The sequence below is a fragment of the Paracoccus sp. S-4012 genome (assembly GCF_009674885.1).
GTDB lineage: Bacteria > Pseudomonadota > Alphaproteobacteria > Rhodobacterales > Rhodobacteraceae > Paracoccus.
This window is the reverse complement of record NZ_WKKA01000002.1, coordinates 110,587-136,416: the sequence shown is the minus strand read 5'-3', so window position 1 is coordinate 136,416 and position 25,830 is coordinate 110,587. Positions and strand designations below refer to the sequence as shown.

General features: G+C 71.6%; 26 protein-coding genes. 13 read left to right on the top strand and 13 right to left on the bottom strand.

Features of this window, described 5'->3' with window-relative positions; translation table 11 throughout:
* Nucleotides 1–14 precede the first annotated feature (14 nt).
* The 10 genes from GI374_RS04025 to GI374_RS03985 form a co-directional block, all read right to left on the bottom strand.
* Entirely contained in the window at nucleotides 15–1,370 is a 1,356-nt protein-coding gene (locus GI374_RS04025; protein ID WP_154335732.1) for a cytochrome P450, read from the bottom strand.
* Nucleotides 1,367–2,605, bottom strand: coding sequence for a hypothetical protein (locus GI374_RS04020; RefSeq protein WP_370515132.1), 1,239 nt, complete (start codon nucleotides 2,603–2,605; stop codon nucleotides 1,367–1,369). Before GI374_RS04020 ends, GI374_RS04025 begins: the two co-directional genes overlap by 4 nt.
* A 64-nt stretch (nucleotides 2,606–2,669) precedes the next feature.
* Entirely contained in the window at nucleotides 2,670–3,350 is a 681-nt protein-coding gene (locus GI374_RS04015; RefSeq protein WP_154335730.1) for a M48 family metalloprotease, read from the bottom strand.
* 31 nt (nucleotides 3,351–3,381) lie between these two features.
* A complete protein-coding gene (locus GI374_RS04010; RefSeq protein ID WP_195759829.1) occupies nucleotides 3,382–4,212 on the bottom strand; it encodes a sulfotransferase family 2 domain-containing protein in 831 nt (276 codons plus the stop codon).
* Nucleotides 4,213–4,305: 93 nt separating this feature from the next.
* Entirely contained in the window at nucleotides 4,306–5,487 is a 1,182-nt protein-coding gene (locus GI374_RS04005; RefSeq protein WP_154335728.1) for a VWA domain-containing protein, read from the bottom strand.
* Complete coding sequence (locus GI374_RS18810) at nucleotides 5,487–5,654, bottom strand: hypothetical protein (protein WP_195759828.1); 168 nt, start codon at nucleotides 5,652–5,654, stop codon at nucleotides 5,487–5,489. The genes GI374_RS04005 and GI374_RS18810 overlap by 1 nt, the downstream gene beginning before the upstream one ends.
* A gap of 113 nt (nucleotides 5,655–5,767) precedes the next feature.
* On the bottom strand, nucleotides 5,768–5,989 hold the full coding sequence (locus GI374_RS04000) for an N-(5'-phosphoribosyl)anthranilate isomerase (protein WP_370515130.1): 222 nt from the start codon (nucleotides 5,987–5,989) through the stop codon (nucleotides 5,768–5,770).
* A gap of 55 nt (nucleotides 5,990–6,044) precedes the next feature.
* Nucleotides 6,045–7,007, bottom strand: coding sequence for a methyltetrahydrofolate cobalamin methyltransferase (locus GI374_RS03995; protein ID WP_154335727.1), 963 nt, complete (start codon nucleotides 7,005–7,007; stop codon nucleotides 6,045–6,047).
* Between the two features lie 8 nt (nucleotides 7,008–7,015).
* Nucleotides 7,016–7,888, bottom strand: coding sequence for a methylenetetrahydrofolate reductase (locus GI374_RS03990; RefSeq protein ID WP_154335726.1), 873 nt, complete (start codon nucleotides 7,886–7,888; stop codon nucleotides 7,016–7,018).
* 8 nt (nucleotides 7,889–7,896) lie between these two features.
* Nucleotides 7,897–8,196, bottom strand: a complete 300-nt coding sequence (locus tag GI374_RS03985) for a virulence factor (protein WP_154335725.1) — start codon at nucleotides 8,194–8,196, stop codon at nucleotides 7,897–7,899.
* Nucleotides 8,197–8,431: 235 nt separating this feature from the next.
* Between GI374_RS03985 and GI374_RS03980 the strand changes: the two genes are divergently transcribed.
* Together GI374_RS03980 and GI374_RS03975 are read left to right on the top strand one after the other, a co-directional pair.
* Complete coding sequence (locus GI374_RS03980) at nucleotides 8,432–9,553, top strand: Ppx/GppA phosphatase family protein (RefSeq protein ID WP_154335724.1); 1,122 nt, start codon at nucleotides 8,432–8,434, stop codon at nucleotides 9,551–9,553.
* A gap of 8 nt (nucleotides 9,554–9,561) precedes the next feature.
* On the top strand, nucleotides 9,562–10,311 hold the full coding sequence (locus GI374_RS03975; protein ID WP_154336000.1) for an RlmE family RNA methyltransferase: 750 nt from the start codon (nucleotides 9,562–9,564) through the stop codon (nucleotides 10,309–10,311).
* On the opposite strand, the gene GI374_RS03970 is transcribed toward GI374_RS03975, so the two are convergent.
* Together GI374_RS03970 and miaA are read right to left on the bottom strand one after the other, a co-directional pair.
* Entirely contained in the window at nucleotides 10,308–11,252 is a 945-nt protein-coding gene (locus tag GI374_RS03970) for a helix-turn-helix domain-containing protein (protein ID WP_154335723.1), read from the bottom strand. The two genes, GI374_RS03975 and GI374_RS03970, sit on opposite strands and share 4 nt — an antisense overlap.
* A gap of 86 nt (nucleotides 11,253–11,338) precedes the next feature.
* Nucleotides 11,339–12,235 (bottom strand): tRNA (adenosine(37)-N6)-dimethylallyltransferase MiaA, encoded by an 897-nt coding sequence (miaA, locus tag GI374_RS03965; protein WP_229582593.1) that lies wholly within the window; start codon nucleotides 12,233–12,235, stop codon nucleotides 11,339–11,341.
* Nucleotides 12,236–12,393: 158 nt separating this feature from the next.
* Here miaA and pyrH point away from each other — a divergent pair, with 158 nt between their 5' ends.
* The 9 genes from pyrH to GI374_RS03920 all read left to right on the top strand — a co-directional run bounded on the left by pyrH (nucleotide 12,394) and on the right by GI374_RS03920 (nucleotide 21,804).
* Nucleotides 12,394–13,083: a UMP kinase gene (gene pyrH, locus GI374_RS03960; RefSeq protein ID WP_229582638.1), complete on the top strand. Its 690-nt coding sequence runs from the start codon at nucleotides 12,394–12,396 to the stop codon at nucleotides 13,081–13,083.
* A gap of 51 nt (nucleotides 13,084–13,134) precedes the next feature.
* Nucleotides 13,135–14,034 carry an MBL fold metallo-hydrolase gene (locus tag GI374_RS03955; RefSeq protein WP_154335720.1) on the top strand — a complete coding sequence of 300 codons (900 nt, stop codon included), beginning with the start codon at nucleotides 13,135–13,137 and terminating at the stop codon, nucleotides 14,032–14,034.
* Between the two features lie 111 nt (nucleotides 14,035–14,145).
* Nucleotides 14,146–14,709 (top strand): ribosome recycling factor, encoded by a 564-nt coding sequence (frr, locus tag GI374_RS03950; protein ID WP_154335719.1) that lies wholly within the window; start codon nucleotides 14,146–14,148, stop codon nucleotides 14,707–14,709.
* Nucleotides 14,710–14,797: 88 nt separating this feature from the next.
* Complete coding sequence (gene uppS, locus GI374_RS03945) at nucleotides 14,798–15,460, top strand: polyprenyl diphosphate synthase (protein ID WP_229582636.1); 663 nt, start codon at nucleotides 14,798–14,800, stop codon at nucleotides 15,458–15,460.
* A complete protein-coding gene (locus GI374_RS03940) occupies nucleotides 15,457–16,305 on the top strand; it encodes a phosphatidate cytidylyltransferase (protein WP_154335717.1) in 849 nt (282 codons plus the stop codon). The genes uppS and GI374_RS03940 overlap by 4 nt, the downstream gene beginning before the upstream one ends.
* Nucleotide 16,306: 1 nt before the next feature.
* Nucleotides 16,307–17,470, top strand: a complete 1,164-nt coding sequence (gene dxr / locus GI374_RS03935; RefSeq protein ID WP_154335716.1) for a 1-deoxy-D-xylulose-5-phosphate reductoisomerase — start codon at nucleotides 16,307–16,309, stop codon at nucleotides 17,468–17,470.
* The gene (gene rseP / locus GI374_RS03930; RefSeq protein ID WP_154335715.1) at nucleotides 17,467–18,798 is read left to right on the top strand and encodes an RIP metalloprotease RseP; all 1,332 of its coding nucleotides are present in this window, start codon (nucleotides 17,467–17,469) and stop codon (nucleotides 18,796–18,798) included. Before dxr ends, rseP begins: the two co-directional genes overlap by 4 nt.
* A 91-nt stretch (nucleotides 18,799–18,889) precedes the next feature.
* Nucleotides 18,890–21,061: an outer membrane protein assembly factor BamA gene (gene bamA, locus GI374_RS03925; protein WP_154335714.1), complete on the top strand. Its 2,172-nt coding sequence runs from the start codon at nucleotides 18,890–18,892 to the stop codon at nucleotides 21,059–21,061.
* Nucleotides 21,061–21,804 carry an OmpH family outer membrane protein gene (locus tag GI374_RS03920; protein WP_154335713.1) on the top strand — a complete coding sequence of 248 codons (744 nt, stop codon included), beginning with the start codon at nucleotides 21,061–21,063 and terminating at the stop codon, nucleotides 21,802–21,804. Before bamA ends, GI374_RS03920 begins: the two co-directional genes overlap by 1 nt.
* A 27-nt stretch (nucleotides 21,805–21,831) precedes the next feature.
* Here the strand turns inward: GI374_RS03920 and GI374_RS03915 are convergent, their stop codons facing one another.
* Nucleotides 21,832–22,785, bottom strand: a complete 954-nt coding sequence (locus tag GI374_RS03915) for a nucleoside hydrolase (protein WP_154335712.1) — start codon at nucleotides 22,783–22,785, stop codon at nucleotides 21,832–21,834.
* Between the two features lie 114 nt (nucleotides 22,786–22,899).
* Between GI374_RS03915 and GI374_RS03910 the strand changes: the two genes are divergently transcribed.
* Both GI374_RS03910 and GI374_RS03905 read left to right on the top strand, forming a co-directional pair.
* Nucleotides 22,900–24,708, top strand: coding sequence for an ABC-F family ATP-binding cassette domain-containing protein (locus GI374_RS03910; protein ID WP_154335711.1), 1,809 nt, complete (start codon nucleotides 22,900–22,902; stop codon nucleotides 24,706–24,708).
* Nucleotides 24,705–25,778: a CaiB/BaiF CoA-transferase family protein gene (locus tag GI374_RS03905; protein ID WP_154335999.1), complete on the top strand. Its 1,074-nt coding sequence runs from the start codon at nucleotides 24,705–24,707 to the stop codon at nucleotides 25,776–25,778. The genes GI374_RS03910 and GI374_RS03905 overlap by 4 nt, the downstream gene beginning before the upstream one ends.
* Nucleotides 25,779–25,830 lie beyond the last annotated feature (52 nt).

Here is a 25,830-nt window from a genome sequence, read left to right as displayed (position 1 = left end):
AAGCGCTGCGTCCATCACTCGCGCCGCGCGATCCTCAGGCGGATGCCGTCGCGGCCGCGCACCGTCAGCCGCGCGGCGGGGACCGGGTCCACCGCGCCCCGCTCGAACCGCAGCGCGCGGCAGGCGAGGGACAGCAGCAGCGGCCCCTCGAGCATTGCGAAACCGGCGCCCGGGCAGACCCGCTGCCCGGCGCTGAAGGGGATGTAGGCGCGCCGGGCGCAGTCGCGGCCGTTCTCGGTTTCCCAGCGTCCGGGGTCGAAGTCGTCGGGCGCCTCCCACAGCCGCTCGTGGCGGTGGAGGTGCCAGGGCGAGAGGACGATCTGCGCGCCTTTCGGCACGCGGCGGTCGCGGAAACGCTCCGCCCTCGCCGCCTCGCGGACATACATCGGCACCGGCGGATAGAGGCGCATGGCCTCGCGGAAGACGGCGCGCGAGAGCTTCAGGCGGCCGGCTGCGGTGAAATCGGGGGCGGCCGGGTCGAGGGCTTCGCGCGCCTCGGCCGCTACCCGCTCCTGCCAGTCGGGGAAGGCGGCGAGCAGCCAGACGGCCCAGGCGAGCGCCGAGGCCGAGGTCTCGTGCCCGGCCAGAAAGAAGGTCGCGACCTGATCCACCATCTCGCGGTGGGTGAAGCGGTGGCCGGTCTCGGGGTCGGCGGTGGTCATGATCTTGGTCGCGAGGTCGTCGGGCGCAGTGCCCATCTCGATCGCGGCGCGGCGGTCGGCGACCAGCGTCTCGATCAGCCCGCGGATGCGCGCGGCGGTGGCGCGGGTGCGACGCGAATGCGGACGCAGCCAGGCGGGCAGGGGCAGGATCGCGCCGAGATTGACCAGCGGCTGCGCGTCCTGATGGGCGCGGAAGGCGTCGAAGACCTGCGTGGCGGTCCGGTGCTCGATCGGCAGCGAGAAGAGGGTGCGGAAGATCACGTCGGCGGTGGCGTGGCTGGTCTCGGGCTCGAGGTCGATCTCGCGGCCGGCCTGCGCCTCCATCCGGGCGACGGCGGCCATGCCTGCGTCCCACATCGCGGGAAAGGCGTGGCGCAGGCGGCCGCCCTCGAAGGCCGGGTCGATGATCCGCCGGGCGCGGGCCCAGTCCTCGCCATTGGCCACGAAGACCGAGTTGCCCAGCAGCGGCGCGAGGCCCGCCTGCAGGCGGCGCGACTTCGGGAAGTCGGCCGGGCGGGTCTTGAGGACGAGTTCGACGAGAGCGGGATCGTTGCAGATGAAGCTGTGGATCACCGGGCTGCGGAACTCGGCCATCCAGGCGCGGTAGAGGCGGCTCGGCAGCGCCGAGAGTAGGTCGCGGCGGAAGGCGCGGGCAAGGCCGAGGACGGTGCCGCGGCCGTCGCCGCTGACGGGCTTGGGCGGGATCATGGCGCGGCCGCGAGGGAGGTGTGGCGGTTCACCGGACGCGCGATGCGTCCGGGGGAATGCGCGCGCCCGGCGAAGCGCTCGGCCAGCGTCAGCGGCCCGGCGGTGATGGCGAAATAGTCGTAGTCGCCGGGGCGGTCGAAGGCGCAGAGATACTGGAAATGCAGCCGGAACCAGCGGTTCTTCAACGCGGCCTGCTTCTCGGGCGAGAGCGTGCGGGTGAAGGCCGCCGACAGGACCAGCGGCCAGCGGGCATCCGGCGGCGCCACCCCGCTCACCGCCACCGGGTCGCAGAGGCCGAAGCTGCAGGCATCGCCCGGCGCGCTCACATCCACCCAGGTCAGCCGCGGGTCGGCGGCGAGGAAGGCGAGATCGCCCCGGAGCCGGTCGGCTTTCGGCAGGAAGGACGCCATCGGGATCACATGTCCCAGGGTCAGGAGCGCAAGGGCGGGGCCGCGCGGCTCCCGCCCCCCGCGGAGCAGGTCGGCCAGCACCGACACCGCGAGATAGGCGCCGGAGGAATGGCCGACCAGCAGCACCTCGTCCCAGTCCTCCGCAAGGGCGGTCGCCACCCGATCGGTGAACTGCGCCAGCCGCGCCTCGAGCGGCGGCGGATAGGCCCCGCCCGCCTGCGCCGTGAAGGCGAAGTCGTGCATCAGGTAATAGGCGAAGAGCCTGCCATCGAGCCGCCGGAAGCCGCGCAGCACCGCCCGGGCCAGCGCCAGCCCGAGGGCTGCGCCGGTGAGCCACCCTGCGGCACCGCCGATCAGCGCCACGGCGAGCCAGAGCGCGATGCCGCCCGCGGCCACCGCCACGAGAAGCTGCCCCAACAGCATGGCGATCGGATAAAGCGCCGCAAGCACCGGCCCGCGCCTGAGCCGCATCAGCCGCCCGAGCGCGCCGGAGCCGGCATAGGCCCAGGCGGTGCGGACCAGTTGCAGGTAGGTCGCCGGAATCGAGCGGCCCATCGAGGCCGCCACGACGTCGCTCCACCCCAGCACCTCGATCTCGGCCCCGATGGCCGCGCCGTCGAACGCCCCGGTGACGCCCCAGCCGAAGCCGGTTCGGTCGCCGCGCGGACCGAAGGCCAGCCGGTAGCCCGAGATTTCCGCCTGCGCCGCGCCTTCGCGGCGGTAAAGCTCGCGGTAGCGGCGCGGCGGGATCGGGTCGTAACCGGGCAGGTAGAACACCTTGCGACGGCGGACGGGCCGATGATCGGGGGGGCTTGGATGGGTCACGGCACTCGCGTCGGAGCCCTCGGGCAGTTCGCCTATAGCGCGAGCGGCCGTGGAGGGCGAGGCGTCAGCCCTGCTGGCCGGCCTCGAACCGTTCGATGGCGGCGATGCGCTGCGGCACCGGCGGGTGCGACATCAGCCAAGCCGGCGTGCCGCGCGCGGCACCGGCGAGCGTCTCGAGCTTCGCCAGCAGCGACTTCTGCGGCCCCGTCCCATAGCCCGCGCGAATCATCAGCGCCGCGGCGAAGGCATCGGCCTCGAACTCGTCCTGCCGCGACAGCCGGGCGGCGAAGGCCGAGGCGGCGAGGCCCGCGAGCCAGCCGCCGACGCCCGGCACGACGCGGCTGAGCATTCCGCCCAGCACGCTGCGGATCGCGTTCTGCCCGGCGAAATCCAGCAGCCGCCGCCGCGTGTGGCCGTGGACCACATGCCCCAGCTCATGCGCCATGACCGAGGCGAGCTCGGCCTCGGTCACCTCGTCGCGGTCGAGGCGGTCGAGGAAGCCGCGGGTCAGGAACACCCGCCCGTCGGGCGCCGCGAGGCCGTTGATGACCGGCACCTCATGCACCCGGACCCGGATCTCGGGCAGGCCGAGCGTCTCGGCGAGGCGCCGCAGCGTGGGCCGCAGGCGCGGGTGATCGAGCGGGGTCGAGGTCCGATCCAGCTCGCGCTTGAGCCGCCAGGCCGAGAACAGCCAGACCGCGGCCGTCCAGCCAAGCAGCAGCAGGAGCGGGATGAGCTTCGTCATGGGTCGGATGTGGGGCCGCGGGCGCGCAGGGTCAATCCGCCCGTGCCGCCTGCCAGGCCTCGGCATGCGGCATCAGGATCTCGCGCGTCCGCGCCACGAGGTCGCTGTCGAGGCTGTTCACCTCCGCGATTCGCCGCCGCAGCCGGGGCGTCAGCTCGACCGCGGTCTCGGGCGTGTCGGGGGTGGCCCGCACCCGCTCGCGCGGGGTGTGGCCGGGATGGCCCATCAGCGCGAACAGTGTGCTGAAGGAGAACGGATACATCTCGACCAGGCCGACGAAGGCGAAGTCCCGCTCCAGCCGGGCCATCAGCTCGGCATGGTCGGCCCGCACGTCGCCGATGAAATGGGCGATCCGGTTCTGCGAGGCGGGGTCCTCGACAAAGCTCTCCAACGTCGGGAAGCGTTGCCGGAACGCCTCGTGGCCGGGATGCATGGGGGTCCGCTGGTAGCGGTAGTCCGACACCACCCGCGCCTCCGGGTCGCGCAGGAAGGTCACCATCTCCATCCCCGGCACATGCTCCCACATCTTGCGCGTCATCGGGTGCAGCAGATGGCCGGAGGCCGAGCGGAAGCCCTGCAGGTCAGGCCGGGCGAGGAACTCGTCGAGGGCCAGGTTGACGGCCGCGTCATAGCCGATGCCGCGCTGCGCCGCGTCGGCGTGGATGTTGTGGTAAGGCTTCACGACCCGCGACAGCTCGGTCGAGAAGGACGAGCCTGCCGTCTTGGGGATGTGCAGGAAGAACCAGAAGGCGTCGCGCGGGGCCGAGGCGACGTAGTCGTCCAGCGACATGCGCCGCAGGTCGCCGAACCGCATGCCCCGGCCCTTGGTCGCCGGGTTCCAGACCCTGCGCGCCTCGCTCATCATTCCGCCCAAGCCCCGCTTCCCATCGCTCACCAGATTACCGATGGATGTGCGCCTGCCAAGGGCCCGCCCGCACTCGAGAACTTTGCATTCTCATCCAAGTTGACGCATCGCGGCCGTCAGACCTTCGAGGGTCAGCGGATGCATCCGCCCCGGGAAGACCTCGCCGATCATGCCGATCGAGGGGGTGTGGCGCCAATGCGCCTCGGGCACGGGATTGAGCCAGACGTGGTCGGGCCAGGTCTCGGCGGCGCGGCGCAGCCAGGTCTCGCCGCTCTCGGGGTTCCAATGCTCGTTGGCGCCGCCGGGGACCGCGATCTCGTAGGGCGACATCGAGGCGTCGCCCACGAACACCACCTTCCAGTCGCGGCCAAAGCGGTGCAGCAGATCCCAGGTGGGCGTCTGTTCGGCCCACCGCCGGCGGTTGTCGCGCCAGACCGCCTCGTAGAGGCAGTTGTGGAAGTAGTAATGCTCGAGATGCTTGAACTCGGCCTTGGCAGCCGAGAACAGCTCGTCCACGCGCAGGCTGTGGTCGTCCATGCTGCCGCCGACGTCGAGGAGGAGCAGGACCTTGACCGCATTGCGGCGCTCGGGCCGGGTCACGACGTCGATATAGCCGTGCTCGGCCGTGGCGCGGATGGTGCCGGGCAGGTCCAGCTCCTCCGCCGCGCCGTGCCGCGCCCATTGCCGCAGACGCTTCAGCGCCACCTTGATGTTGCGGGTGCCAAGCTCGATCCGGTCGTCGAAGTCGCGGAACTCGCGTCGGTCCCAGACCTTGACGGCGCGGCGGTGGCCGCTCTCGTGCTGGCCGATGCGGACGCCCTCGGGGTTGTAGCCATAGGCGCCGAAGGGCGAGGTGCCGGCGGTGCCGATCCACTTGCTGCCGCCCTGATGGCGGGTCTGCTGCTCGGCCAGCCGCTGGCGCAGCTTCTCCATCAGCGCCTCGAAGGAGCCGGCGCCCTGCACGGCGGCCATTTCCTCGGGCGTCAGGAGCTTCTCGGCCAGCTTCTCCAGCCATTCGCGCGGGAGTTCGCGGGCGTCCAGCAGCGCTTCGACCGGTACCGCCTCCAGCCCGGCGAAGGCGGCGGCGAAGGCGCGGTCGTAGCGGTCGATGTGGCGCTCGTCCTTCACGAGGCTGGCGCGGCCGAACTGGTAGACGCCCTCGACCGACCAGCCGGCAACGCCGGCGCCGAGGCCTTCGAGGAAGTTGAGATATTCGCGCAGGGAGACCGGGACCCCTTCGCGGCGCAGCGCGTCGAGAAAGGGGCGGAACATCAGCGGAGCGCCCGGTCCACGAGGATCGTGGCGAACATGCCGAGCAGCGCGAAGAGGATCGCGTGGACGGCGGCATACTGGACCCGGTCCTTGGTGTTGCCGCCGATGGCAGCGGCGCGGCGCCAGCCGAGGACGGCGCCGAGGATGAGGGCGGCGAGGACGATCATGGGCGGCGGTGTAGCGGCGGGTGCGTGCGATGTCGAGCGAGGGCGGTTCTTCTGCGAAGAACCGGGACGATCCTTCGCCAGAAGGATCGACTGATCGTTCGCAGAACGATCGTTCAGCATACGATCTCGATGCCGCCGCTGTTGCACAGCACCACGAGCTGACCGCCGCTCTCGATCATGTGCCAGCCCCGCGAGCTGACCTCGGCGATGAAGCGCTCGCGGCCGATCTCGCGCTCGACCCATCGGGTGTTTCGCCGGATCACCGCACCGCGGCTGGCAGCGCGGGCGGAGAAAATCTGGTCAATCCAGCCATCGGGATCGCTGAGTCGGGTCAAGGGGCGCATCTGGTTCATGCGCCCGACGTTGCACCGATTCGGGTTAAGACGCGGTTTACGCCCGCGCCCGCCCGCCCCGCCGCCCGCGGCCCGTCCCGGCAGCCATCGCCGCCTGGCTCGCCTCGGCGAAATCCGCCCCGGCCTCGACCTGCTCGAGCACCTTGGCGAAGCGGATCCAGTCGGCACCGTTTGCGTCGTGGTTCATCAGCAGGTTGGCGGCGCGGATGGCCTCCATCTCGGCGATGCGGGTGGGGTTCATGATCGCGCTGGTCATGCCGGCGCCGATCGCCATGGGCAGGAAGGCCGCGTTGATGCCGTGGCGCGAGGGCAGGCCGAAGCTGACATTGCTGGCGCCGCAGGTGGTGTTCACGCCAAGCTCGTCGCGCAGCCGCCGCACGAGGGCGAAGACCTGCTGCCCGGCCGTCGCCATGGCGCCGATGGGCATCACCAGCGGATCGACCACGATGTCATGCGCGGGGATGCCGTAATCGGCCGCGCGCTCGACGATCTTCTTCGCCACCGCGAAGCGCACCTCGGGGTCCTCGGAGATGCCGGTGTCGTCGTTGCTGATCGCCACCACCGGGACGTTGTATTTCGCCACGAGCGGCAGCACCCGCTCCATGCGCTCCTCCTCGCCGGTGACACTGTTGACCAGCGGGCGGCCGTTGGCCACCGCCAGCCCGGCCTCCAGGGCGCCGGGGACCGAGCTGTCGATGCAGAGCGGCACCTCGACCAGCCCCTGCACCAGTTCGATCATCTTCCGCATCAGCGGCGGCTCGGTGATGTTGGGATCGGGGTTCGAGTTGTAGACCACGCCCGCGTTCACATCGAGGACCGCCGCCCCGCAGGCCACCTGCGTCAGCGCGTCCCTTTCGACCGTCGAGAAATCTCCCGCCTCCAGCTGGGCCGCCAGCTTCTTGCGCCCCGTCGGGTTGATGCGCTCGCCGATCACGCAGAAGGGCTCGTCGAAGCCGAGGGTGACGGTCCTTGTCGCGGATTCGAGCACGGTGCGGGTCATGAGGCCTCTCAGCGGTTGTGGGTGAGCCACTCGGCCGCGGGCGCGATGCCGCCGAGGGGGAAGAGATGCGCGGCTTCGACCCGCCAGCCGGGATTGGCGGCCTTGTGGCGGGCGAAGGCGAGGGCGAGGTCGTCGGGCGTGACCGGGACCAGCAGCTTCGTCAGGTCGCGCGAGCGGCGCTGCAGCACGCGCAGCGAGGGGCCGACGCCGCAGGCGATGGCGTATTTGATGAGGGTCTGCAGCTTCGTCGGACCCGCGAGGCCGAGCCGGATCGGCAGGTCGATCCCGGCGGACGCGAGGCGTTCGGTCCAGGCGATCGCCGGATCGGCCTCGAACAGGAACTGGGTCACGACGGTCAGCGGCACGCCCTTGCGGCGCGACCACTCTTGCTTGGCGTGCAGCGCGGCCATCACGTTGCGCTCGGAGCCGTCGGGGTCGATGTCGCGGTTGCCCTCGGGGTGGCCGGCGACGAAGAGGCCGTCGAAGCCGTCGAAGAGGCCGGTCTCCAGCAACTGCAGGCTGTCGGCATAGGGACCGGCGGGACGGGGCAGGCCGCCACCCAGCAGCAGCGCATGGCGGGCACCGGCGGCGCGGTAGGCGCCGACCCAGGCCGCGAGCGCCTCCCGCGAGGGCACCACGCGGGCCGGGATATGCGGCACCGGGGTCAGGCCGGCGGCCGCGATGCGCGACACGGTCGCCTGCATCGCCTGGGGCGCAGTGCCGTCGATATGCGCCACGAACACCTGCCCGCCCGCGGGCAGCAACCCGCGCAGATCGGTGATCTTCTCGGCAGTGCGCGGCATCACCTCGAGCGAGGCGCCTTCGAGGAAGGCGGCGAGCGGGGCAGGGTCGTCCACGGAACGGAGGCGGGGCAGGGCCATGACTGTCCTCAAGCTGCGGGGGACGGGGGGTCGGACCAGCCGAGATTGGCGATCAGCGTCTTGAGCCGCTCGCGGTCATAGTCGGCGTCGAGCTGCGCGGCAAATGCCGCCGCGTCCTCGACCTCGACCTCCTGCCGCCGCCACTCGCCCAGATAGGCGTCGGTGCCCGAGAGCCCCGCCTTCATCGCCGCCCGGTCGATCGCCTGCTCGAAACGCTCGGGCAGCATGTGACGCTCGGCCGAGCGGCCCTTGCCCAGGATCACCTGGGCCGGGATGTCGCGCCATGTCACCAGCACCGCCTGCGCCATGTCGTTCCGGTCCTTTCCCCTTGATCGCCCCGCGATACGCCACGCCCAGAAGGGCGGCGGCGTCGCTTGCGACACGCGGAGTGGAAATGCGACCTCCGGCGCTGAAAGGGAAGCCGCGCGCGCATGAAATCGCCACATGATCGAGTTGAGCCGGCCGCGCCCGGACCTCACGCCGCTTGATCGGGCGGCCCCGGCGCATTAGCTTGGGGACAACTTGAAATCGGAGGGCGTTCGAATGGCGCCCAGGCGTCCCGCGGGTGCGGACGCGCTCCCGGCGGTGCCGGTGCAGGAACCCGTCGCCCGCCAGCCCGGGAAGGGGGAGCTCTATGCCGCCCTCGATCTCGGGACCAACAGTTGCCGGATGCTGATCGCCCGACCGCAGGGCAGTCAGTTCCAGGTCGTGGACAGCTTTTCCAAGCCGGTGCAACTCGGCCTTGGACTGGAGGCGTCTGGCCGGTTGTCGCGGTCCAGCATGGCGCGGACCGTCCACGCTCTGCAGGTCTGCCGCCGCAAGCTGGAAAGCCACGGCGTCACCCGGATGCGCCTCGTCGCAACCGAGGCCTGCCGCCGCGCCCGCAACAGCCGCGACTTCCTGCGCGTGATCCGCCGCGAGACCGGCCTGCCGCTCGAGGTCATCGCCCCCGAGGAGGAGGCGCGCCTCGCCGTCATCTCCTGCGCGCCGCTGGTGAACCTCGGCACCGAGCATCTGCTGGTCGTGGACATCGGCGGCGGTTCGACCGAGCTCGTCTGGATCGACATCACCGGGGTCGAGCCGCGCGAGCGGCCGCGGGCGATCATGAAGCTCTCGGGCGGCTTCGGCGACCGCGGCACGGGCGCGGCGAAGGTGGTGGACTGGATCAGCGTGCCGCTGGGCGTGGCCACGCTGCGCGACCAGTTCGCCGATGTCGAGGACGACGCCGGCCGCTTCGCGCTGATGAGCTGGTATTTCGAGGAGAAGCTGGCCGGGTTCTCGCCCTATGCCCACGGCGCCCCGCCCGCGAATTTCCAGATCATCGGCACCTCGGGCACCGTGACCACGGTCGCGGCCAGCTTCCTCGGCCTGCGCCGCTATGACCGCACCAAGGTGGACGGCCTCGTGATGACGACCGAGCAGATCGACCGCGTGATCCGCGAATACCTGACCCTCGGCCCTGAGGGGCGGCGCAACGATCCCCGCATCGGGCGCGAGCGGCACGCCCTCATCATGTCGGGCGCGGCGATCCTGCAGACGCTGATGCGGGTCTGGCCGACGACGCGCCTCTCGGTCGCGGACCGGGGCTTGCGCGAGGGGTTGCTCTATTCGCAGATGGTGAAGGATGGGGTCGTGACGCCGGAAGGGCTGGAGGGGGTGGCCTGATGGCGGAGATGGGCAAGGGCCGCGGCGGCGCGGCGAAGGGAAAGACCACGTCCGGCCGGGGCGAGCGCGACCTGCGGGTGCGGGTCAAGACGGCCAAGGGGCGCAAGCTCAGCTCGACCCTGTGGCTCGAGCGGCAGCTGAACGATCCCTATGTGCAGCGTGCGAAACGCGAGGGTTATCGTGGGCGCGCGGCCTACAAGATTCTCGAACTCGACGACAGATACCGCTTCCTCGTGCCCGGCGCGCGGGTGGTCGATCTCGGCTGCGCGCCCGGCGGCTGGTGCCAGGTGGCCGTGGCGCGGGTGAATGCGCTGGGCGAGAAGGCGGGCAAGGCCCGGGGCCGGGTGATCGGCGTGGACTTGCAGGAGGTGGAGCCGATCGCGGGGGCCGAGATCCACCAACTCGACTTTCTCGCCGACGATGCCGATGAGACGGTGAAGGGCTGGCTCGGCGGCAGGGCGGATGTGGTCATGTCCGACATGGCCGCCTCGGCCTCCGGCCACAAGGGCACCGACCACCTGCGCATCGTGGCGCTGCTGGAGGCGGCGGCGGCGTTCGCCTTCGACGTGCTGGAGGAGGGCGGCACCTTCGTCGCCAAGGTGCTGGCGGGCGGGGCCGAGCAGAACCTCCAGGCGGTGCTGAAGCGCAATTTCGAGAAGGTGGCGAATGTGAAGCCGCCTGCGAGCCGGTCGGATTCGTCGGAGAAGTTCGTCGTGGCGAGGGGCTTCCGCGGCCGGCGGGACGGGGCCGAGGTTTAGCGGGTCTGAAACGCCTGCGGCAGCCGCCCGGTCGCGGCGGTGATGGCGCGGGCCAGATGCGCGGCGCCCGAGAAACCGGCATCCGCGGCGATGCGGTCAAGCGACCGTCGCCCGGTCCTGAGCGCCGTGAGGGCCTTCTCGCGCCGAACCTCCTGCATCAGTTCGAGCGCGCTCTGCCCGCGGATCTCGCGGCAGGCGCGATCGAGACGCGCGAGGTCGGTGCCGAGCGCCGCCGCGTGGTCGGCGAGGCTGATGGGGCCGCCAGGGTTCTCGCGCAGGCGTTCCAGCAGCGCCTCGACCAGCGGACGCGCGGGCTGGGCTTGCGCCGGGGCGGGGACGGCGCGGGCCAGCCGCACGGCGATCAGGCCGAGGTGGCAGGCGACGGCGCGGGCCTGCGCGGCGTCATCGCGCCGTGCCTCGGCGGCCAAGCCCGCGAGGGTCGCCGCGAGGATTCCGCTGTCGACCTCATCCACGGTCGCGGCTGCGGGTGTGTCGGGGAGTTCCCGCGCGAGATCGGGCGATAGGAGCAGCACCCGCCCGTCGGCCCCGGCCGCCGGACGCCACGCGAAGGCTGTCCCGGCGGGAAGCCAGCGAAGCGCGCCGGGACCCAGCCGCTCGGCGTTGCGGCCAAGATGCAGGTCGCCCGCGCCCGAATGGCACCAGACCAGCACATGATCCTCACGGGCCCGCGCCTCGCCGCCCGGCCCGCCCCAGAGGAAGGCACCGAGCGGCATGACCCGCAGGCCCCGGCGCCGCTCCACCGGGCGCTGCGCGACCGGCGCCATGGGTGAGGCGAGGGGAAGCGAATCGCCGCCTTCGGCCGAGGGGTCGAACCGCGCGGCGATGCCGCGATTCGGGACGGGCCAGACCTCGGTGGTCGCAGGCGCGCCCTTGATCGCAGGCAGCGACGGAGGCGGCGCGGGTGAATTCATGCGCGACATTGGTGATGTTCCTCGGGGCTGTGGCCCAATCCTACACCAAAGGCGGAAAACCGCCTATAGTTCCGCGTGCCGCTTGACTGCCGGCGTCATTTATTTGTGAGAGCCTCAGCGGGAACCTGCTGCCAGTCCCGCATGCGGTTGCGGAACCAGATGCGCTGTGACTTGGCGTATTGCCGGGTGGCGATGATCGCCGCCTCCGCGGCCGCTTCCAGGGTCATGCGCCCTTCCAGATGCGCCATCAGCTCCGCCGCCCCGATTGCCCGCGTCCATTGCGCGCCGGGAACCCACTGCGGCCGCATCGCCGCGACCTCATCGAGCGCGCCCTGGGCAAGCATCGCCCCGAAGCGCCGCGCGATCCGCGCCGCCAGCCAGTCGCGGTCCGAGACCAGCACGAGCCGCGTCGCCGCGCCCCCGCCGATCAGCGGCGGCCCGGTCTCGGCCTGCCAGTCGGCCAGCCCGCGCCCGGTGGCACGCAGCACCTCCCAGGCGCGCTGCACACGGGCCGGGTTGCGCAGGTCCAGCCCCGCCGCGGTGCGGGGGTCGAGTCCGGCCGCCATCGCGTCGAGGCCGTCCGCCGCCAGCCGGGCATCCGCCTCGGCCCGCACCTCGGGCGGAACCGGCGGGATCACCGCCAGCCCTCGCGTCAGCGCGGTCAGGTAAAGCCCGGTCCCGCCCGCCACGATCAGCCGCCGCCCCGCCGCCTTCAGCCGCGCGACCTCGGCCAGCCAGTCGCCGACGGAATAGCTGCGCCCCGGCGCGACATGGCCGTAGAGCGCGTGCGGCGCCTGCGCCTCCTCCGCCGCCGATGGCCGCGCCGTCAGCACCCGCCAGCAGGACCAGACCTGCAGCGCGTCGGCGTTGACGACGACGCCCCCCTGCTTGCGCGCGAGGCCAAGCGCGAGGGCCGATTTGCCCGAAGCGGTCGGCCCGGCGATCAGCACATGCCGCTGCGGGTCCACCGCCATCAGATCGTCGCGTGACATCACCCGTCCTCGGTTGTCTCGGAGGTCGTTTTGCGACATCTCTGCGCCCGACGTAACCGCCGGGGGATCCGATGACCGACACCACCACAACCCCCGCCGACCTCCAGCCGCAGCCCGCCGCACCGTCCCGCGGGCCGGCCACAGCCTACAACCGCGTCATGCTGAAGATCTCCGGCGAGGCGCTGATGGGCGACCAGGGCTTCGGCCTGCACCCGCCCACCGTCGCCCGCATCGCCGACGAGATCGAATCGGTCCACCAGCTGGGCGTCGAGATCTGCGTGGTGATCGGCGGCGGCAACATCTTCCGTGGATTGCAGGGCAGCGCGCAGGGGATGGAGCGGACCACCGCCGACTACATGGGCATGCTGGCGACGGTGATGAACGCGCTGGCGATGCAGTCCTCGCTGGAGGCCAAGGGCATCCACACCCGCGTCATCAGCGCCATCCGCATGGACGAGGTCTGCGAGCCCTACATCCGCCGCCGCGCCGTCCGCCACCTCGAAAAGAAGCGCGTCATCATCTTCGCCGCCGGCACCGGCAACCCCTATTTCACCACCGACACGGCGGCGACGCTGCGCGCCTCCGAAATGGCCTGCGAGGCGATCTTCAAGGGCACCAAGGTTGACGGCGTCTATGACAAGGATCCGACCAAGCACGCCGATGCGAAGCGCTACGAGACCGTGACCTATGACGAGGTGCTGCAGAAGCATCTGGGCGTGATGGACGCCTCGGCCATCGCGCTCGCGCGTGACAACGACCTGCCGATCATCGTCTTCTCGCTCGACGAGCCGGGCGGCTTCCGCGGCGTGCTGGCCGGCCACGGCACCTACACGCGCGTCCACGGCTGAGGAACCGCACGCCCGCGCCGCTGTTGGAAACCGGCGGCGATGGAGGCGGAGATGGCCCAGCAGATACCCCTGCCGGAGGAGGCGAGCGCGCTCGATCCGGAACTCGACGCGGCGCGGGGCGACAAGACGCATGAGCTCGCGCCCGACATCGCCTACCGGCGGCTCGGCATCGTCAATGTGGTGTTCCTCGGCCATCCCGACGCGGGCGATCGCGGCTGGGTGCTGCTCGACGCCGGGCTGACCGGCACCGCCGGCCTGATCCGCGCCGCCGCCACGGCCCGCTTCGGCGCGGACGCCCGCCCCGCCGCGATCGTCATGACACATGGCCATTTCGACCATGTCGGCGCGCTCGAGACCCTGGTGGAGGAGTGGGACGTCCCGGTCGTCGCGCATCCGCTGGAGCATCCCTACCTGAACGGCACCGCCGCCTATCCGCCCGGCGATCCTTCGGTCGGCGGGGGCATGATGGCGCGGCTGGCGCGGTTCTATCCGACGAAGCCGGTGGACGTTGGCGCCCGCCTGGATGCGCTGCCCGAGGACGGCAGCATCCCGCACCTGCCGGGCTGGCGCTGGCTGCACACGCCCGGCCACTCGGTCGGCCATGTCGCGCTGTGGCGCGAGGCCGATCGGGCGCTGATCGCGGGGGACGCCTTCTGCACCACGGCGCAGGAATCTGCCTATGACGTGGCGGTGCAGGAGCCGGAGATGCACGGCCCGCCGATGTATTTCACCATCGACTGGGCTGCGGCGGAGGCCTCGGTCAAGCGGCTCGCGGCGCTGGAGCCGGAGCTTGCGCTCAGCTTCCACGGTCGGCCGATGCAGGGCCCGGCGATGCGCGCCGCGCTGCACCGGCTGGCGGCGGAGTTCCGTGAGGTCGCGGTCCCGAAGCAGGGCCGCTACGTTGACGAGCCCCGCGGGGCCGGGGACGGCAGCGCCTATGAAAAGCCCTGACGCGGGCCTACGACGCAGGAGATGCCTTCAATCTTGCGTAAACGCGGCTTTGCTTGACGCGCCGGTGGCGCTACAACCGAAAAAAACAAGATGCGGGCGGGCAGAGGCAGCATGGCGGACGAGATCGAAATCGACACCGACGACCTCGAGCGGCGGATGAAGGGCGCGATGGAATCGCTGCGCGGGGAACTCGCCTCGCTCAGGACCGGCCGCGCCTCGGCCAGCATGGTCGAGCCGGTCATGGTCGATGCCTACGGCTCGATGACGCCGATCAACCAGGTCGGGACCGTGAACGTCCCGGAGCCGCGAATGGTTACGATCAACGTCTGGGACAAGGCGCTGGTCTCCAAGGTCGAGAAGGCGATCCGCGACAGCGGCCTCGGCATCAACCCGCAGCTCAACGGCACCATCATCATGCTGCCGATACCGGAACTGAACGAGGAGCGGCGGCGCGACCTGGCCAAGGTGGCCGCGCAATATGCCGAGCACGCGCGCGTCGCGATCCGCAACGTGCGCCGTGACGGCATGGACCAGGTCAAGAAGGCCAAGGCCCAGGGCATGGCCGAGGACGACCAGAAGTTCTGGGAGCAGGCGGTGCAGGAGCTGACCGACCGCTTCATCGGCGACGTGGACAAGACGCTCGAGGCCAAGCAGGCCGAAATCATGCAGGTCTGAGGCAATGGGCGAAACCGCGCTCGACCTTGCCGCCTGCCCCGCCGCCACCGGCGGCTCGGGCGCGACCTCTCGCCGCGTGGCGATCATCATGGACGGCAACGGCCGCTGGGCCGCGCAGAAGGGCTGGCCGCGCCTCGTCGGCCACCGCCGCGGAGCCGAGCGGGTGAAGCAGATCGTCAACGCCGCGCCCGACCTCGGCATCGACTGGCTGACCCTCTACGCCTTCTCGACCGAGAACTGGAAGCGCTCGACCGAGGAAGTCCTCGGCCTCATGGGCATTTTCGCCCGCTATATCGAGCGTGAGGCGGTCACGATGGCCCGTGAGGGCGTGCGTATGCGCTTCATCGGCGCGCGCGAGCGGCTGAACCCGCGGCTGCGCGGGCTGATGGACAAGATCGAGGACCGGACCGCGGGCAACACCCGGCTCAACCTGACGGTGGCGATCAATTACGGCGGCCGCGACGAGCTGGCGCGGGCCGCCGCGAGGCTCGCGGGCCGCATCGCGGCAGGCGAGGTCGCGGAAGCGGACGAGGATGTCCTCGCCGCCTGCCTCGACACCGCCGGCCACCCCGATCCGGACCTCGTGATCCGCACCTCGGGCGAGATGCGGACCTCGAACTTCCTGCCGTTCCAGGCGGCCTATGCGGAATACGAGTTCACGCCGGTTCTCTGGCCCGACTTCACGCCCGAACATCTCGCGTCGATTCTCGAGCGGACCGCCACCCGCGCCCGACGCTTCGGCACCGCATGACGGGCCGCGCGGGGGCGGCGGTACCGCAGCCCGCGCCCGGCGGCGGCAGATGGGCCGACCTCACGCGCCGCCTCGCCTCGACCGCGGTGCTGCTGGCCATCGCGGTGCTGCTGGCGCTCTCCACCGGCATCTGGCTGCGGCTGCTGATCTCGCTCATCGTCGCCGTGACCTTCTGGGAACTGGCGCGCATGACCGGCTGGCGGCACCCGGCGATGCATGTGACGCCCTTCGGGAGGGGCCGGCCGCTGGTCCTGTCCGCGCTCGCGGGCGTGTCGCTGTTCATCACACTGCTCTCCGGCGGCGCACCCTGGCTGCTGCTGCTGCCGCTCCTCGCCGGGATGCCCGGCGCCATCGCGCGGGACCGGCTGACCTATGCCGTCTTCGGCGCCGCGATCCTGCTGGTGGGCTACGGCCTCGTGCATCTGCGCGAGGCGTTGGGCCTCGGGGCGGTGCTGTGGGTGATGGGCGTGGTGGTGATCTCCGATTCCCTCGGTTATTTCGCCGGGCGCATGCTCGGCGGTCCGAAGTTCTGGCCGCGTCTCAGCCCCAACAAGACCTGGTCGGGCACCGTCGCGGGCTGGGTCGGCGCGGCGCTTTTCGGGGCGCTGCTCGCCTGGCTCGCGCGCGGCGGCGAGTCGCTGATCCTGCTCTCGCCGCTGGTCGCCTTCGCCGGGCAGATGGGCGACATCGCCGAAAGCTGGCTCAAGCGCCGGGCGGGGGTCAAGGACAGCTCGAACCTGATCCCCGGCCATGGCGGCTTCATGGACCGCTTCGACGCCGTGTCGGGCGCGGTGCTGATGGTCGGCGCGCTTGACCTCGCGGGCTGGCTGCCCATTTCCGCCTGACATGCGAACCCTGACCATCCTCGGGGCCACCGGCTCCATCGGCGAGAGCGCCTTCGACCTCGTCATGCGCGCGGGGGGGCCCCAGGCCTATCGCGTGGTCGCGCTGACCGGCGGCCGGAACGTGGCGCGACTGGCGGAGATGGCGCGGGCGCTTCAGGCCGAAGTGGCGGTGACGGCGCATGCGGAGGAGCTGCCCGCCCTGCGCCTCGCGCTCGCGGGCTCGGGGATCGAGGCCGCCGCTGGCCCGCAGGCGCTGGTGGAGGCCGCCGCGCGGCCCGCCGACTGGACGCTCTCGGCCATCGTCGGTGCCGCCGGCCTCGCGCCCGGTCTTGCGGTGCTTGAGCGTGGTGGCACGCTGGCGCTTGCCAACAAGGAGACGCTGGTCGCCGCCGGGCGCCTCGTCATGGCCACGGCGGCGCGCACCGGCGCCCGCATCCTTCCGGTGGACAGCGAGCATTCGGCCGTGTTTCAGGCGCTCGGCGGTGAGGACGCGGCGGCAGTGGCGCGCGTGACTATCACCGCCTCGGGGGGCGCGTTCCGCGACTGGCCGGTGGAGCGGCTGGCGCGGGCGACGGTGGCCGAGGCCTCGAGGCATCCCAACTGGGCGATGGGGCAGCGCATCACCATCGACAGCGCCTCGATGTTCAACAAGGCACTGGAAGTGATCGAGGCGCGCGAATTCTTCGGCCTCGCCCCCGAGCGGATCGGGGTGCTGGTCCACCCAGAATCCATCGTGCATGCGCTGGTCGAGCATGTGGACGGCGGCGTGCTGGCCCATCTCGGCGCGCCTGACATGCGCCACGCGATCGGCTATGCGCTGAACTGGCCAGACCGGCGGCCGCTGCCGGTGGCGCCGCTCGACCTCGCCGCGCAGGGCAGCCTGACCTTCCGCGCCCCCGACGAGGTCCGCTGGCCGGCGCTGCGGCTGGCCCGCGAGGCGATGGCGGCGGGCGGGGCGGCGGGCGCGGTCCTCAACGCCGCAAAGGAGCAGGCCCTGGACGACTTCCTCGCCGGACGCATCGGATTTTCCGACATGGCCGCGCGGGTCGAGGGGGCGCTCGACCGTGCCGCGGGCGAGCCGGGCTTCTGCGACAGCCCCGCCGATCTCGACTCGGTTCTCGCCTGGGACGCCTTCGCCCGCCGCACCGCACGGATCGCGGCATGATGGAGCTTCTGCCCGCCTTCGGCGGCGGCCTGCGCAGCATCGCGGCCTTCATCGTCGCGCTCGGCGTCATCGTCGCGGTGCACGAGTTCGGCCATTACATCATCGGCCGCTGGTCCGGCATCCGGGCGGAGGTGTTCTCGATCGGCTTCGGCCCCCGCCTCGCCGCCCGCCGCGACCGGCGCGGCACGCTGTGGCAGGTCGCCGCCGTGCCGCTGGGCGGCTATGTCCGCTTCCTCGGCGATGCCGATGTGGCGAGCGCGGGGAAGGCCCGCATGGTCGATCCCGCCTTGCGCCGCCAGACGCTCGACGGCGCCCCCCTCTGGGCGCGGGTGGCGACGGTGGCGGCGGGGCCGGCCTTCAGCTTCCTCCTCGCCCTCGTCATCTTCGCGGGCTTCGCGCTGGTCCGCGGGCTGCCCGCGGAGACCCCCACCATCGGCGGCCTTTCCGCCATGCCGCCGGGTGTGGAGAGCGCGCTCGAACCCGGCGACCGCATCCTCGGCGTGGGCGGGCAGCCGGTCGAGGAATGGGCCGACCTGCCTCGCCTTTCGGAGAGCCTCGCCCCTGCGCTAGTCCAGACATGGGCAGTGGAGCGCGGCGGCACCGCCATCGAGGTGCCCGGCCCGGACCCGTTCCCGGCGCTCATCGGCGGCGTCGCCCCCCGCGGAGCCGCTGCCGATGCCGGCCTGCGCCCCGGCGACGTGATCCTCGGCATCGACGGTAAGCCGGTCCTGCGCTTCGACGAGCTTCGCACCCGCGTGGAGGCGGCCGAGGGCGCGCCGCTGACGCTGACCATTTGGCGCGAGGGCCGCGGCAACTTCGAGGCCGAACTGACCCCGCGCGAGCAGGACGTCCCTCGCGAGGGCGGCGGGTTCGAGCGGCGCTGGCTGATCGGCGTCACCGGCGGCAGCGGCTATATCGAGCCCGCGCTGCGCCGTGCCGGGCCCATCGAGGCCCTGCGGCTGGGCGCGGTGACCACCTGGGGCGTCGTCGCCTCGTCGGTGCAGGGGATCGCGGCCATGGTCACGGGCCAGATCTCGACCTGCAACATCGGCGGCGCCATCACCATCGCCGAGAGCACCGGGCAGGCGGCCGCCGTGGGCTTCGCCGATTTCGTCTGGTGGATCGGCATCCTCTCGGCCGCGATCGGGTTCCTGAACCTGCTGCCGATCCCGGTTCTCGACGGCGGCCACCTGGCCTTCTACCTCTGGGAAGCCGTCACCGGCCGCCCGCCGGCGGAGCGGGTGGCGGGTTGGCTGACCACCGCCGGGCTGATGATCGTCCTCGGACTGATGATTTTCGGCCTCTCCAACGACCTTTTCTGTCCCTGACCTTTTGACAGCAGGGGCCTGCCAAGGGTATCGCTGGGAACAAAATAATGGCCCGCCCAAGGCGCCGGCCGCATATCACGAGGGATCGGCGATGAGGGACGGCAGGCTCGGCAGGGGGGCGGCGGCGTTTGCAGCGGCGCTGATGCTCGGATCACCCGGAATGGTCGCGGCGCAGACGCCCGAATATCCGGTCATCGACGTCATCAACATCGAGGGCAACCGCCGTCTGAACGACGAGCGCCTGATGGAGGTCGTGCGCTCGCAGTCGCGGCGCATCTACTCGCCCGCACAGGCCGAGGCCGACGCCGCCGCAATGGCGCAGCTCTACGCCGCCGAGGGGCGGCTGGCGGCGCGGATCGAGCCGCGCATCATCCAGCGGTCCGCCGACCGCGTCGATCTGGTCTTCGAAGTGACCGAGGGCGACCTGACCGAGATCGAGCGCGTCGGCTTCTCGGGCAACCGCTCGTTCTCGGACTACCGGCTGCGGCAGGTGCTGGCGACCAAGCAGGCCGGGCTGCTGCGCGCCTTCATCCGGCGCGACACCTTCTCGCCCGACCGCATCGCGCTCGACGAGCAGCTGCTGACCGACTTCTACCGCTCGCGCGGCTTTGCCGATTTCCGCGTGCAGGGCGTCTCGCCCGTGGTCGCGCGCGAACGCGACGCCTTTTACGTCACCTACCAGATCCAGGAAGGCCCGCAGTTCCGCTTCGGCAACGTCACCGTCGCGAGCGAGATCCCCGGCGTCGATGCCGCGGCCTTCCGGGCCCAGAACCGCGTCCGGTCCGGCAGCGTCTACAACCCGCAGGTGATCGACACCACCATCGCGCGGATGGAGAACCTGGCCACCCGGCAGGGCCTCGACTTCGTCTCGGTCCAGCCTCGCGTGACGCGGAACATGGCGAACCAGACGCTCGACCTCGCCTTCGTGCTGACCCGCGGCCCGCGCATCTTCGTCGAGCGCATCGACATCGAGGGCAACACCACCACGCTCGATCAGGTCATCCGCCGCCAGTTCCGCACCGTCGAGGGCGACCCCTTCAACCCGCGCGAGATCAGGAACGCGGCCGAGCGGGTCCGCGCGCTCGGCTACTTCTCCAACGCCGAGGTCGCCAGCCGTCAGGGCACCGCGCCCGAGAACGTCATCGTGGACGTCAACGTCGAGGAGCAGCCGACCGGCTCGCTGACCTTCGGCGGCAGCTACGGGGCCGATGCCGGCCTCGGGCTGAACATTTCGCTGACCGAGGACAACTTCCTCGGCCGCGGGCAGCAGGTCGCGCTGGCCTTCTCGGGCGCCGAGGGCTCGCGCCTCTTCAACTTCAACTTCGCCGAGCCGTTCTTCCTCGGGCGTGACCTGCGCTGGCGGCTCTCGGCCAGCTACCGCGAGACCGAGGGCCTGCAGGACCAGACCTTCGACACCACCACCGCCTCGATCGGCACCGGGGTGGAGTTCCCGGTCTCGCCCAATGGCCGGATGGAGTTGCGCTACCGGCTGACGCATCAGGACCTGACCGGGATCACGCCGCTGACCGTGACCGAGATCCCCGGCACGGATGAGTTCGAGATCACCGGCACGTCGTCGCTGATCGTCGCCGACGAGGGCGAGCGGCTGACCTCGGCGCTGGGCTATGTCTATTCCTATGACAGCCGGCGCGAGCGGATCGACCCGAACACCGCCTGGCGGCTGAACTTCAGCCAGGACGTCGCCGGCTTCGGCGGCGACACCCGGTCGATCACGAGCGTCCTCTATGCCGGGGTCGAGAGCCGCGCTTGGCGCGAGAGCGTGACGCTGCGGGCCGAGATGGAGGCGGGCGCGGTCCACATGCTGGACGACCAGATCAGCCGCATCGGCGACCGCTTCAACGGATCCGCCATCCGCGGCTTCAAGGCGAACGGCTACGGGCCGCGCGACTCGGTGGTGCTGCCGAATGGCGAGCGCGAGTATATCGACGCGCTCGGCGGCAACTATTTCTGGGTGGCGCGGGCCGAGGCGCAGTTCCCGCTGGGCCTGCCTGAGGAATACGGCGTCACCGGCGGCGTGTTCGCGGATGTCGGCTCGGTCTGGGGCCTCGACAACAACGTGAGCGTCTTCGAGGGTGAGCCCAACGTGGTGGACGATTCGATGAATGTCCGCGCCTCGGTCGGGGTGTCGATGTTCTGGACCACGCCCATCGGTCCGCTGCGGCTGAACTTCGCCAAGCCGGTCAAGAAGGAGGATTACGACCGGACGCAGACCTTCGACCTGACGATCTCGACCCGGTTCTGATGCGCCGCGCCGCCGCAGCCCTGGCCGTGGGGCTGGCGCTGCCGGCCGCCGCCGCGGCGCAGGCGCCGGTCGCGCCGCCGCCGCCGGTCGCGGCCCCGGCCTCGCCGATCCTGACCATTGACCAGGACGCGCTCTACCGCGATTCCGCCTGGGGCCGCCGCGCGCAGGCGGAACTCGAGGCGCGCGGCAATGCGCTCGCGGCCGAGAACGACCGCATCGTGGCCGATCTGGAAGCGCAGGACGACGCCCTGACCGCATTGCGCGAAAGCCTGCCGCCCGAGGAGTTCCGGGCTCGCGCCGAGGCCTTCGACGCCCATGTGCAGGAGACCCGCCGCGAGCGCGACCTGGCCGCCCGCGCGCTGCTGGCCGAGGCCGACGCCGACCGCACCGCGTTTCTGCGGGCGGTGCTGCCGGTCTTCGGCGCGGTGATGGCCGAGCGCGGGGCCCTGGTGGTCCTCGACCGCCGCACGGTGTTCCTCTCGGCCGATGCGATCGACATCACCGGCGCGATGATCGCCCGGATCGACGCGACCATCGGCGACCGGCCGCGGCCTCCGGCGCCGGGCGAGGCGGGCGAGCCCGATGCGGCGCCGGAAGGGCCGGAGAGTGATGGCGGCAACGGCTCGCCGGGCTTCGTGCCCGAGGCTCCCGGCGGCGCGCCGCCCGAAGGCAACCCCGCTTCGGAAGGGTCGGGCGATACGGGTGGCCTGCCGAGCCTCGCGCCGGGAGCTCCCGCGCAGTAGCGGCGCAGGACCTTCCGCGCTGCGCCCCTATCCCGGCTTCTGCCCGAGCCGCGCCAGCCGTTCGGTCAGCATCGCGAACAGCCCGTCTCGGTCCACCTCGTTCACGAAGAGGCAATTCGCCGCCTTGCCGGTGACGCCCCACCAGTCGGCGACCGTCATGCCGGCGGTGAACTCCCCCGCTGTCTCGATCTCGACATTGACTCGCTTGCCCGAGAACAGCTCCGGCCGGATCAGCCAGGCGACCGCGCAGGGGTCGTGCAGGGGCGCGCCGAGGTTGCCGTATTTCGCCTTGTCGTAGCGCTCGAAGAAATCGGTCCAGCTCGCCACCGCCTCGCCGACGCGGGTGCCGAGGGCGCGCATCCCCTCGACCCAGTCGCGGCTGGTCAGCGCCTTGTGCGTCACGTCGAGCGGCATCACCGTCAGGGCCGCGCCGGAGTCGAAGACCAGCTTGGCGGCCTCGGGGTCCACGTAGATGTTGAACTCGGCCGCCGGGGTGACGTTGCCGACCTCGAAATAGGCGCCGCCCATGATGACGATCTCCTGCACGCGCGGCACGGTGTCGGGGGCGCGGTCGAAGGCGGTGGCGATGTTGGTCAGCGGGCCGACGGCCACGAGGGTGACGCTGCCCGAAGGCTCCCCGCGCAGAGTCTCGATGATGAAATCGACCGCATGCGTCTCCGCCAGCGGCATCGCGGGCGGGCGCAGGTCGATGCCGTCGAGGCCGGTCGCGCCATGCACGTTCTCGGCCGTGACGAGCCTGCGCGCGAGCGGCGCGTCGCAGCCCGCATGGACGGGCAGGTCAGGCCGTCCCGCCAGTTCGCAGACGATGCGCGCGTTCTTCGCCGTCAGGTCCAGCGGCACGTTTCCGGCCACGGCGGTGACGCCCAGCACCTCGACCTCCTCGGGCGAAGCGAGCGCCAGCAGCAGCGCCACGGCGTCGTCCTGGCCGGGGTCGGTGTCGAAGATGATCTTGCGCGGCATGGGCGGCTCCCGGCTCCGAAAGACCTTCTATGGCACAGACCTTTCGGAAGGGTGAAGGCGCGGCGACCGCGGCGCGATTGACGCGCTGCCGGGGCCGGGTTAGCCGCTGCCGCCATGGCCCGCGCCCCCCTCCTGCAGCTCTCCGACGTCGCCCTCCGCTTCGGCGGGCATACCGTGTTCGAGAACCTGTCGCTGACGATCCAGCCGGGCGACCGGATCGCGCTCGTCGGCCGCAACGGCTCGGGCAAATCCACGCTGATGAAGCTGCTGGCCGGGCTGGTCCTGCCCGATTCCGGCAACCGCGTGCTGGGGGCGGGCACCACGGTCGCCTATATGGAGCAGGACCCCGACCTCTCCGGCCACGAGACGCTCGGCGATTTCGCCGCGGCCCGCCTGCATCCGGGCGAGGAATGGCGCGTGGCCGCGGCCGCCGAGGGGCTGAAGTTCGACCCGCTGACCCCGGTCGCCTCCGCCTCGGGCGGCGAGCGGCGGCGGGCCGCGCTCGCCCGGCTGCTGGCCGAAGGGGCCGAGCTGATGCTGCTCGACGAGCCCACGAACCACCTCGACATCGAGGCGATCACCTGGCTCGACGCGCAGCTCGAGGGCACAGCCTCAGCCTTCGTCCTCATCAGCCACGACCGCGCCTTCCTGCGCGACCTGACCCGCGCGACGCTCTGGCTCGACCGCGGCGAGGTGAGGCGGCAGGAGCGCGGCTTCGCCGGCTTCGAGGAGTGGCGCGAGGCGGTCTGGGCGGCCGAGGACGAGGCCCGCCACAAGCTCGACCGCAAGATCAAGGCGGAAGGTCGTTGGGCGGTCGAAGGGATCAGCGCGCGGCGCAAGCGCAACCAGGGGCGGCTGCGCGCGCTGCAGGCGATGCGGGCCGAGCGGGCGGCGCAGATCCGGCGGCAGGGGACGGCGGCGATGGCGCTGGACGCCGGGCCGCAGTCGGGGCGCAAGGTGATCGAGGCGCGCGGCATCTCCAAGCGCTTCGGCGAGCGGGTGGTGCTCAGGCCGTTCGACCTGCGCGTGATGCGCGGCGACCGGATCGCCTTCGTGGGGCCGAACGGCGCGGGCAAGACGACGCTGATCCGCATGCTGACGGGCGACCTCGCGCCGGATACCGGGACGGTAACGCATGGCACGAGTCTGGAGATCGCCGTATTCGACCAGACCCGCTCCGCGCTGGACGAGGCGGCGACGCCTTGGGCCACGCTGACCGGGGACGCGGCGCTCGCCGTCTCGGGCAGCGCCGATCAGGTGATGGTGCGCGGCCAGCCGCGGCATGTGGTGGGCTACCTCAAGGATTTCCTCTTCGACGAGTCGCAGGCCCGCGCGCCCATCGCCAGCCTCTCGGGCGGCGAGAAGGCGCGGCTGCTGCTGGCGCAGATCATGGCGCGGCCCTCGAACCTGCTGGTGCTGGACGAGCCGACCAACGACCTCGACATCGAGACGCTGGACCTGCTGCAGGACCTCTTGGGCGAGTATGACGGCACCGTGCTGCTGGTCAGCCACGACCGCGACTTCATCGACCGGGTGGCGGATACGACCGTGGCGATGGAGGGCGACGGCCGCGCGGTGGTCTATGCCGGCGGGTGGAGCGACTATCGCGCGCAGCGGGGCGAGGATGCGCCGGTTGAGGCGGCCCCGGTGCGAACGACTGCGGCGTCCCCCGCCGCACCGGCGAAAGCGCCGGGCGCCGGGCTGACCTTCACCGAAAAGCATCGCCTCGGGGCCCTGCCTGACGAGATCGCGCGGCTCGAAGCCGAGATCGCGAAGCTCACCGACTACCTCGCCGCCCCGGACCTCTACACCACCGCGCCGGCGAAATTCGCCAAGGCCACCGAAGCGTTGGCCGAGCGGCAGGCGGCGCTGATGGCGGCCGAGGACGAGTGGCTGCGGCTGGCCGAGAAGGCGGAGGCCTGATGGGTGCGTTGGATGGCGTCCGCGTGGTCGAGATCGCGGGCCTCGGACCGACGCCCTTCGCCGCCATGTGGCTCGCCGACCACGGCGCCGAGGTCATCCGCATCACCCGCCCCGGCAGCCGTCGCATCCTCGGCATGGCGCGCGACCCGCTCGACCGCGGGCGCGACTGGGTGGAACTGGACCTCAAGAGCGAGGCGGGCCGCGAGGCGGCGCGGGCGCTGATCCTGCGGGCCGACGCGCTGATCGAGGGGATGCGGCCGGGCGCGATGGAGCGGCTGGGCCTCGGGCCCGGGGATTTCGCGGAGCATCCGCGGCTGGTCTATGGGCGCATGACCGGATGGGGCCAGACCGGGCCGCTGGCGCAGAGCGCTGGGCACGATATCAGCTATCTCGCGGCTACGGGGGCGCTTGCGGCCGTCGGCCCCGCTGAGCGGCCGGTGCCGCCGATGAACCTGCTCGGCGATTTTGCGGGCGGGTCGATGTATCTGGTCGCGGGGATGCTGGCGGCGCTGATCCATGCGCGGGCGACGGGGCAGGGGCAGGTGGTGGACGCGGCGATCACCGACGGGGTCGCGCATCTCTCGGCCATGATCGCGGGGATGCGGCGCGAGGAGTTGTGGGCCGACGCGCGCGAGGCGAACATGCTGGACGGCGGGGCGCCGTGGTATGGGTGTTACGCTTGCGCCGATGGCGGATTCGTCGCGATCGGCGCGCTCGAGCCGCAGTTCTGGGCGGCGCTGCTGGAGCGGTTGGGGATAGACCCGGCCGAACTGCCCGACCGCGCGGACCGCAGCGGCTGGCCCGCGATCCGGGCGCGGCTGGCGGCGGTTTTCGCCACGCGAACGCGGGACGACTGGGCGGCGGTGCTGGAGGGGACCGACGCCTGCGCGGGCGCCGTCCTCGACTATGGCGAGGCGGCGGTGCATCCCCACAACGTCGCGCGCGGTGTCTGGCAGGACGGCGAGCCTGCCCCGGCTCCGCGGCTCTCGGCCACGCCGGGCAGTCTGCGCGCGGGCGCGGCGGTCGGCGCGGAGGCTGTCCTCGCCCGCTGGGATGCGCGAAACGGTTGACTTGGGGCGCCGGATCGTCCATTCAGGGGCATCCGGCCGGGGCTTCGCCCGT

Bases quoted from the DNA above. Each gene is read 5' to 3' on its own strand.
- GI374_RS18810 (WP_195759828.1), bottom strand. From the start codon at position 5,654: ATGATCGTCCTCGCCGCCCTCATCCTCGGCGCCGTCCTCGGCTGGCGC.
- GI374_RS04010 (WP_195759829.1), bottom strand. From the start codon at position 4,212: ATGAGCGAGGCGCGCAGGGTCTGGAACCCGGCGACCAAGGGCCGGGGC.
- GI374_RS03910 (WP_154335711.1), top strand. From the start codon at position 22,900: ATGGCCCGCGCCCCCCTCCTGCAGCTCTCCGACGTCGCCCTCCGCTTC.
- uppS (WP_229582636.1), top strand. From the start codon at position 14,798: ATGGACGGCAACGGCCGCTGGGCCGCGCAGAAGGGCTGGCCGCGCCTC.
- GI374_RS04005 (WP_154335728.1), bottom strand. From the start codon at position 5,487: ATGTTCCGCCCCTTTCTCGACGCGCTGCGCCGCGAAGGGGTCCCGGTC.
- GI374_RS03970 (WP_154335723.1), bottom strand. From the start codon at position 11,252: ATGTCGCGCATGAATTCACCCGCGCCGCCTCCGTCGCTGCCTGCGATC.
- GI374_RS03985 (WP_154335725.1), bottom strand. From the start codon at position 8,196: ATGGCGCAGGCGGTGCTGGTGACATGGCGCGACATCCCGGCCCAGGTG.
- miaA (WP_229582593.1), bottom strand. From the start codon at position 12,235: ATGTCACGCGACGATCTGATGGCGGTGGACCCGCAGCGGCATGTGCTG.
- bamA (WP_154335714.1), top strand. From the start codon at position 18,890: ATGAGGGACGGCAGGCTCGGCAGGGGGGCGGCGGCGTTTGCAGCGGCG.
- GI374_RS03955 (WP_154335720.1), top strand. From the start codon at position 13,135: ATGGCCCAGCAGATACCCCTGCCGGAGGAGGCGAGCGCGCTCGATCCG.
- frr (WP_154335719.1), top strand. From the start codon at position 14,146: ATGGCGGACGAGATCGAAATCGACACCGACGACCTCGAGCGGCGGATG.
- GI374_RS03915 (WP_154335712.1), bottom strand. From the start codon at position 22,785: ATGCCGCGCAAGATCATCTTCGACACCGACCCCGGCCAGGACGACGCC.
- GI374_RS03975 (WP_154336000.1), top strand. From the start codon at position 9,562: ATGGGCAAGGGCCGCGGCGGCGCGGCGAAGGGAAAGACCACGTCCGGC.
- GI374_RS03940 (WP_154335717.1), top strand. From the start codon at position 15,457: ATGACGGGCCGCGCGGGGGCGGCGGTACCGCAGCCCGCGCCCGGCGGC.
- GI374_RS03980 (WP_154335724.1), top strand. From the start codon at position 8,432: ATGGCGCCCAGGCGTCCCGCGGGTGCGGACGCGCTCCCGGCGGTGCCG.
- rseP (WP_154335715.1), top strand. From the start codon at position 17,467: ATGATGGAGCTTCTGCCCGCCTTCGGCGGCGGCCTGCGCAGCATCGCG.
- GI374_RS04025 (WP_154335732.1), bottom strand. From the start codon at position 1,370: ATGATCCCGCCCAAGCCCGTCAGCGGCGACGGCCGCGGCACCGTCCTC.
- GI374_RS03920 (WP_154335713.1), top strand. From the start codon at position 21,061: ATGCGCCGCGCCGCCGCAGCCCTGGCCGTGGGGCTGGCGCTGCCGGCC.
- dxr (WP_154335716.1), top strand. From the start codon at position 16,307: ATGCGAACCCTGACCATCCTCGGGGCCACCGGCTCCATCGGCGAGAGC.
- GI374_RS04015 (WP_154335730.1), bottom strand. From the start codon at position 3,350: ATGACGAAGCTCATCCCGCTCCTGCTGCTGCTTGGCTGGACGGCCGCG.
- pyrH (WP_229582638.1), top strand. From the start codon at position 12,394: ATGCTGAAGATCTCCGGCGAGGCGCTGATGGGCGACCAGGGCTTCGGC.
- GI374_RS03990 (WP_154335726.1), bottom strand. From the start codon at position 7,888: ATGGCCCTGCCCCGCCTCCGTTCCGTGGACGACCCTGCCCCGCTCGCC.
- GI374_RS03995 (WP_154335727.1), bottom strand. From the start codon at position 7,007: ATGACCCGCACCGTGCTCGAATCCGCGACAAGGACCGTCACCCTCGGC.